The organism is Acinetobacter lactucae (genome assembly GCF_013344765.1).
In the GTDB taxonomy this organism is placed as follows: Bacteria; Pseudomonadota; Gammaproteobacteria; order Pseudomonadales; family Moraxellaceae; genus Acinetobacter; species Acinetobacter lactucae_A.
On record NZ_JABVBF010000210.1, the window covers coordinates 1 to 5076 of the forward strand.

The 5076-nt window shown below is 38.7% G+C and carries 5 protein-coding genes; 1 reads left to right on the plus strand and 4 read right to left on the minus strand.

Annotated elements, in window-relative coordinates; genetic code table 11:
- Window positions 1-125 precede the first annotated feature (125 nt).
- Both HUN22_RS15485 and HUN22_RS15490 read right to left on the minus strand, forming a co-directional pair.
- Window positions 126-239 (minus strand): hypothetical protein, encoded by a 114-nt coding sequence (locus HUN22_RS15485; RefSeq protein WP_079284308.1) that lies wholly within the window; start codon window positions 237-239, stop codon window positions 126-128.
- A gap of 110 nt (window positions 240-349) precedes the next feature.
- A complete protein-coding gene (locus tag HUN22_RS15490; RefSeq protein ID WP_174731171.1) occupies window positions 350-694 on the minus strand; it encodes a hypothetical protein in 345 nt (114 codons plus the stop codon).
- A gap of 244 nt (window positions 695-938) precedes the next feature.
- On the opposite strand from HUN22_RS15490, the gene HUN22_RS15495 reads away from it, so the two are divergent.
- Complete coding sequence (locus HUN22_RS15495; RefSeq protein WP_174731174.1) at window positions 939-1523, plus strand: 5-formyltetrahydrofolate cyclo-ligase; 585 nt, start codon at window positions 939-941, stop codon at window positions 1521-1523.
- 98 nt (window positions 1524-1621) lie between these two features.
- Here the strand turns inward: HUN22_RS15495 and tpgA are convergent, their stop codons facing one another.
- Together tpgA and HUN22_RS15505 are read right to left on the minus strand one after the other, a co-directional pair.
- A complete protein-coding gene (gene tpgA / locus HUN22_RS15500) occupies window positions 1622-2407 on the minus strand; it encodes a trimeric autotransporter adhesin/peptidogylcan-associated protein TpgA (protein ID WP_174731177.1) in 786 nt (261 codons plus the stop codon).
- Window positions 2408-2464: 57 nt separating this feature from the next.
- A partial coding sequence (locus HUN22_RS15505; RefSeq protein WP_174731180.1) for a YadA-like family protein occupies window positions 2465-5076 on the minus strand: 2612 nt, incomplete at its 5' end.

A 5076-nucleotide genomic window follows, 5' to 3' on the forward strand; every position in this document is an offset into this window, starting at 1 on the left:
AAAAAACTAAGAAAAAATAATTTAAACTTCATATATCCGCCTTATTTTTATGGCTTCAAATTAATTAGAGAATCTTATTAATAAAAAAGAAATAGTGACTTGATCACTATTTCTTTTAAAGGTTTTTATGCTGGATTAATCACATAAAAATAAATAACAAGCCCCACTAAAACGGTTGAAGCAATCGTTAAGTATGTACCAACTGTGTTAAAACTCTGTAAGAACTTTAAGATCTCCATATCCAAATCCCCAAACTATCACTTATCAAGACAGAAGAAAATTTACCACAACTTAATAATGCCAATCAATTCACATTTATCTGATTTTTTGAGATTAAAAACAATATAACTTATTGATTACATCTAATCGCATAAGCATCCTTATAGTAATCAGTCGCACTTTTCAGATCAGATAATAATTTTTCTTCGGTATAAGGTTTTGGAGAAATTTTTATCAAAGCAGGCATGTATTGAGTTTTATAAACCTCAGGATAGTCATGGCATAAGATTTTGACTTTAACATCTTGAGGTGTATTTGGGTTATCTAGTTGATCTAAAAACTCTCCAATTTTACGATCCGACTCTTCAAATTGAGATTTATAATCAACTTCTGCCACTTCAGGTTCTGCTTGTTTTGTGCAGCCACCAAGTAGCATTAAAGTACTGATAGTCAGGGTTAGAATTTTTAACTTCATAGGCTTATTAATGCTGCATCAATCTTTTTAAATATACTTAACCTTATTAAAGGTAAAGAAATACTGGTAATACGTAAAGAAATAGAAATTTTTAGTGTTAAATAAAATTGATCAGATCATTTGATAGCCATTAGTCTAATAAATTTAAGGTTCTTTTCTAATTACTGTTCTATTTCCATAAAGCCGAAGAAAAATAGGTATAATTTTGCTCGACTGATCTCTAATCTTTGTTAGATTTATCCCCATGAATGAACTCAGCTTAATTAGAAAACATTTAAGATCTAAAAGACGTTCTCTAAGTTCATTTGAGCAAAAACAAGCTCAGCTTAATGTTCTCCATCATCTAAATACTTTCCCTATTTTCCAATCTTCCAAAAAAATTGGTTTATATTTGCATGCTTTTGGAGAAGTTCATACAGATCTGATCATAAAGTTATGTTTTCAAAAAAATAAGCAAGTTTATCTACCGATGATTTGTTCTATGAATCAACGTTTAGTTTGGGTAAAAATATCTAGAAACCAATATTTAAATCGACGTTTTTCTCATCATCCATTGGGTATGAAGGAACCCATGGCTACTAGAGGAAAACATGTATCAAAACTTGATTTATTGTTAATGCCACTTCTAGCATGTGATCACTACGGTACGCGTATTGGGATGGGAGGTGGTTATTATGACCGTACATTAGCTAGTGCAAAATATAAGCCTTATCGTTTGGGAATGGCTCATCAATTTCAATTTATTGAACATACTTTAAAACGTCAAAGCTGGGATCAACCCTTAGATGCTTTACTCACCCCTCAACATATTTATTATTTTAAAAGATAATATTTATATGAAAATTAAAATCAGTCTTAATTTTTCTTGTCTCTAAAATCATAAAAGTAACCATCCTAAGGATGATTACTTTTACGTGACAGACCGTTTTACCAACTTATATTAACACGCCTATTTGGTGCTAAACATTGAATGAGTTGTGAACTATTGTTACCTGAACATTGTTGGTATAAATCAGTCTGGCTATTAGCTTGTATTTGAATACGGTTCGGATCGATACCCTGTTGAACAAGTAATTTTGCAACCGTATTTGCACGTTGTGATGACAATTGATGATTGTAGCTAAATTTGCCTAGCGGATCAGCAAAACCAGAAACAACAATTGGCTTCATTGAGGGACTCTGTTTGATCTGCGCAGCAATGTTCTCAAGATTATTCGCGCCTTGATCAATCGCTCTAGCGTCAAAACGGTCAAATGCAAATAATACACTTGCTGTATGTTCGCTTATTAAACTAGTCTGCACTGGCGTTTGATTATTTTCACCCAACGCAACTAATCCTTCACATTCTTCACCCTTCCAAGATAAACGTTCTGCTAAATATTGTTTATCAAAATCAATACGCAACTGACAGCGTTGATATTGATTACTTTTAGGGATACGAATATCCAATACATAGTTCCAGACCTTTACCGCGAAAAGCCCCTCACTAAATTGTGGATTTCCCAATAAAGCTCGAATCTGGTCTTTGTTTAGCCCTATATCCAAACGAGCAACATCATCGTATTCATAACGTTTTACTTGTTTAAGATAGCTATCTGACACTTTTGGGAAGGTCACTTCTTCTTGCTGAGATTCTGCTTCCTCTTGCGCGTAACTAACCATTGCCAGGCCAGAAAGAACAGCAATAAATAATGCTTTAACTGTATTTTTCATATTTTTACTCTCGAAATGGAGAATGAGGAAGGCTCACGCCCTCCTCGCCTAGTCCAATTAGTCAATTACACCACTAATACCGATACGAACGCTTGGATCACCTTGAGAAGCTGCTGCAACACCACCAGTAAGTGACCAACGTCCATTATCAGCGGTTTTACGCAGAGTAACGCCTACAGCATTTTCACCACTATGATATGCAGCGCCGACAGCATAAGTATATTTACCGGCAACAAATGGTGCATTTTCTAAAGCCATCGCAGCTGCAATACCTGCATTCGCTCTTTTCTCAACGTCATCAATACGTTGATTGGTAGCATAGAATGCTTGTTCAAGCTTATTACTTACATTGTCAATTTTACTATTTAATGTTTGGTCAGCCTGATTTAACGCTCCAATCGCATCACCCACATTGTGATATGACTGATCACCTACGTTATATGTAGGATTAGAGAAGCTTTGGGTAATATTGTTATAACCAGCTCCACCACCTAAATAGTTTACAAGTGCTTGGTTTGTAGTATTGAGCTGAGAACCATTAACTGCATCTTTCGAAGTTGCTGTAACTGTACCAGCTTTAACGCCAGTCACTGTACGGTCACCTGCTGTTCCTGCAACATTAACTTGTGTTCCACCAGTATCTTTACCAACAGTGATAGGCTCATCTTTATTAGCTTGTTGAACTAAACCAGATTTACCATTGTTAATATTACTGATGTTAGTTTGAAGGTTTGAAATATCGCCTGTATTTTTGTCAACTTGTTGTTGTACATTCCAAAGCTGACCACCATTTACAGCTTCTTTCGAACCTTGCTCAACTTTACCATTCGCAACATTTTTAATGGTTGTACCATTCGTTCCGCCAGCTAAGGTAACCGAGTCTTTGTTCACAGTTCCATCACTATTTTTGTCATACTGAACTGCACTATCAGCAAGCGCACCAACATTGTTATTCACATTGTTAATTGCACTATCTAATTGTCCTTTATTTACAGCATCTGTTGCTGCTGTACCTGCCGCTACATTAGTAATCGTTTTATTACCAGCACTAATACCAGCAGTTGTTACACTTGGACCACCGGTAATTACTAAACCTGTGTTACCTAGCTGTACATAATCACCAACTGCAACACCAGTATTATTAATAACAGTATTACCAGTAGTTACACTATCAACTTTTAAGTTCTTGCTTAAAGAAACTTTAATGTTCCCTTCATTATCAGTTTCGCTAGTCTGAGCAACAGTTAAATTATCATCACCTGTAAAGTTAACTTTACCATTTGGCTTGATTTGTTTACTTGTTGCAGCATCACCATTTGCAGAAACTGTCCAACCCGCATTGGCAGCTGTATCTGCATCTGAAACAGCTTTATCAAGAGCAGTTAAAGCATCTCCAACATTATTTGTTGTTGAACCAGCTACATTGTAAGTTGGATTAGAAATTGATCCATCCGTATTAGCCTTAGCCCCACCACCTAGGATATTCGCAATAGAATTTCCTGTTTGGGTCACTTTACTGTCAACACTATCTAATTGACCTTTGTTCACTGCGTCAGTTGCATCTGTACCTGCTGCTACATTAATTACTTTGGTATTCGCCGCATCAATGCCTGACTTGGTCACACTCGGGCCACCTGTAACGGTTAAACCGTTGCTGTCTAGCTTGCTGTCACCTGTGGTTACGCTATCGAGATCCAGATCTCGCTTCAAGCCATACTGAATCGTATTACCTGTCTTGCTGACCGTTAAGTTGCTTTCGCCTGTCACCGTACCAATGTCAACCACGTCGCCCGCTTTCACTGCGCCTGCCGTTGCACCATTGCTTTGTAACGTCCAGCCTTTGTCCAGCTCACTGATCGCGGCACCCACGTTATTTACGTCCGTACCGTTCACGGTATACGTTGGCGCACTCACCGCACCGGTTGTGCTGTCGTAGCTTGACCCACCGCCCAGATTGTTCGCTGTACTGTTACCCAAGGCATCTGTCTTGTTGTTGCTTGATGTACTTAATGCATCTAGCTGACCTTTGTTTACTGCGTCAGTTGCTGCTGTCCCCGCACCGACATTGGTAACTTTCTCACCATTTGCATCAAGTCCGTTCGCTGTCAGTTTCCCTGCAAAGACCGGAGCATCTGCAAGTTGAATGTCAACTGTATTGCCAGTGATGACTGTCTTCACATTCGAGTTCGAACCTGAAGCCGTCAGGCCACCCGTAATATTAAGGGTTTCGCCTAATTTACGGTCAACGCTACCACTGTTACCTGCAAAGGTAATCGGCTTAACCACTTCATTGTTCAGATTGGTTAAGGCATCACCCACATTGCTTGCATTAACTGTCGTACCATCGGTTTTCGTGGTGACATAGGTTGGCGCACTCACCGCACCGGTTGTGCTGTCGTAGCTTGACCCACCACCCAGATTGTTCGCTGTACTGTTACCCAAGGCATCTGTCTTGTTGTTGCTTGATGTACTTAATGCATCCAGCTGACCTTTATTCACTGCGTCAGTTGCATCTGTACCTGCTGCTACATTAATTACTTTGGTATTCGCCGCATCAATGCCTGACTTAGTCACACTCGGGCCACCTGTAACGGTTAAACCGTTGCTGTCCAGCTTGCTGTCACCTGTGGTTACGCTATCGAGATCCAGATCTCGCTTCAAGCCATACT

Coding starts and splice junctions, on each gene's coding strand:
- HUN22_RS15485 (WP_079284308.1), bottom strand. CDS start 239: ATGGAGATCTTAAAGTTCTTACAGAGTTTTAACACAGTTGGTACATAC.
- HUN22_RS15490 (WP_174731171.1), bottom strand. CDS start 694: ATGAAGTTAAAAATTCTAACCCTGACTATCAGTACTTTAATGCTACTT.
- HUN22_RS15495 (WP_174731174.1), top strand. CDS start 939: ATGAATGAACTCAGCTTAATTAGAAAACATTTAAGATCTAAAAGACGT.
- tpgA (WP_174731177.1), bottom strand. CDS start 2,407: ATGAAAAATACAGTTAAAGCATTATTTATTGCTGTTCTTTCTGGCCTG.